This is a genomic window from Pseudomonas sp. BS-2016 (genome assembly GCF_001806145.1).
In the GTDB taxonomy this organism is placed as follows: domain Bacteria; phylum Pseudomonadota; class Gammaproteobacteria; order Pseudomonadales; family Pseudomonadaceae; genus Aquipseudomonas; species Aquipseudomonas lundensis.
Map to the genome: position 1 here is coordinate 1 of NZ_MLCT01000192.1, position 1,713 is coordinate 1,713.

Sequence of the window (1,713 nt, forward strand, 5' to 3'; positions counted from 1 at the left end):
GTGTACGACTTGGCGTTGGGGTCGTCGGCCTCTCGGAGAGCTTCCTCGACCTCGCGGGTCATCCGCGCATATTCTTCCGGCCACAGCGCTTGCTCCATGCGCAGCGACGCCTGCCCAAGCAGGTGCAGCAGGCCGAACAGCCGCATGTCATTGGTGGCGACGACGTGCTCTCGAATCCGCTCCTGGATCACCTCGCAGGCCCGATGCGCCTCTGGCGTCGCCGTGCCCTCGTAGCCGGCTGGGAGTTCTGCTTCTTCAGCGATTCGCGCCCAAGCGATAGCCAGCGCCTCGATGGTGGACAGGTTCATTTGCTCATCCACTTGCGCAGCAGACGCTTTTTCAGGGAGGCGCGCTCTTGCGGATTGCGTCCCTTGTGGTTGGCAATGCGATCCGCCGTGGCGGCCTGGCGCTTGATGGGCCAGTAGGAGCGGCCATCCTTACCCATCGACCAGACGTTGCTGACCTGGTTTTCCAGTAGAGGCAGATGGGCGCATAGAGCTTCCGGCGACGCGCTGGCCAGCGCGGTGCGCTCGTGGGTTCGCCAGCGCTGATGCCAGAGTTTCTTGTCCTCGCGCTCGCTACGGCAGGTCGTGTGCCCAACGATGGGCGTTTTGCGGCGGCTGCGGCTCATGATGTGGTTGTCTCCAAGAACATTCAGGACAGGCTTTCTGGGTAGAGCGCCGTCACCGGGACAGGGTTTCTTGCACTTGTTCCAGCGAGGTCATCAGATGATCAACCTGATCCTGAAGATCCACGGCGAGATCAAATAGCTCAGCCACTCGGCTGCGTGATCCCTCGTTGAACGCGGCCATTGCCAGTTGATGCAGCTTCAACAGGTCGGTGCGCAGTTGCGGAGGTGCGCCGTCTGCGCTGTCATTCAAATCGCCGCGCAGCACGTCCACGGCATCGACTGCACGCAGCAGTGCCGTGGTATCGAAATTCTCGGGAGTCAGTTCGTCCCATTCGTCGTCGGTGATGCGGGCTGCCATCAGGAGAGCTCCGATTAAGCGGTTGCGAGCGTTAGATGCCCGATCGGCTCGGCTGCTGGCCGTACCTTGATTTCGATGTCGTAGCCGAGGCGATTCAGACAATCCATCAGCTTGCGTTCGGATAGATTGGTGAAGTCGCCGCGCATCATGCCCGACACCTTCGGTTGCGGGATGCCCATGCGTTTGGCCGCCGCTTGTTGAGTCAGCCCAAGGGCGCGCATGGCCCTCCTGATCTCGACCACCAGGCCGGTCTTGATCTTGAGCTTTTCAGCGTCAGGCAGTCCAAGGTCGGCAAAGACGTTGCCCGAGCTGCGCTGAACCTCGACGCCTTCAATGATTCGTTTTTGCATTTCGTAGCTCCTGTGCCAATACCTCGGCCACCTTCAGCCGAGCGCGGATGATGTCCATGTCGGCCTTTGGCGTGGCGATTCCGCTCTTGCTCTTCTTCTGGAAGCAGTGCAGGACGAACACCGCTTCCGCAAACTTGACCGTGTATACCGCTCGATAGGTGCCGCCGGCATCGTCTTCGACGACCTCCAGCACGCCGGCACCACCGAACCCCTTGAGCACCTTTGCTGCGTCATCCTGATCGCCTATCTGCGCCAACGAGAGCGCGTAACCGAAACGGCGACGCACGTCGGACGGCAACGCCATCAAATCCTTGTGGCTGCTCGCGATCCATTCGAGCGGTTTTTCTTTGTTTGTCATGACGGAATTTTATACC

At 60.4% G+C, this 1,713-nt stretch carries 4 protein-coding genes and 1 pseudogene; all 5 read right to left on the reverse strand.

Annotation, left to right across the window (positions count from 1 at the left end; genetic code table 11):
• The coding region (locus BKD70_RS23655; protein WP_070415512.1) for a hypothetical protein at window positions 1-308 on the reverse strand (308 nt) is incomplete at its 3' end.
• Window positions 305-631: a hypothetical protein gene (locus BKD70_RS23660; RefSeq protein WP_000091614.1), complete on the reverse strand. Its 327-nt coding sequence runs from the start codon at window positions 629-631 to the stop codon at window positions 305-307. The genes BKD70_RS23655 and BKD70_RS23660, both read right to left, overlap by 4 nt.
• 23 nt (window positions 632-654) lie before the next feature.
• Window positions 655-989: pseudogene (locus BKD70_RS23665) on the reverse strand (transposase).
• A 14-nt stretch (window positions 990-1,003) separates the two neighbouring features.
• Window positions 1,004-1,339 (reverse strand): helix-turn-helix domain-containing protein, encoded by a 336-nt coding sequence (locus BKD70_RS23670; protein WP_001172026.1) that lies wholly within the window; start codon window positions 1,337-1,339, stop codon window positions 1,004-1,006.
• Window positions 1,320-1,697 carry a type II toxin-antitoxin system RelE/ParE family toxin gene (locus BKD70_RS23675; RefSeq protein ID WP_003151133.1) on the reverse strand — a complete coding sequence of 126 codons (378 nt, stop codon included), beginning with the start codon at window positions 1,695-1,697 and terminating at the stop codon, window positions 1,320-1,322. The genes BKD70_RS23670 and BKD70_RS23675 overlap by 20 nt, the downstream gene beginning before the upstream one ends.
• Between the last annotated feature and the right edge of the window lie 16 nt (window positions 1,698-1,713).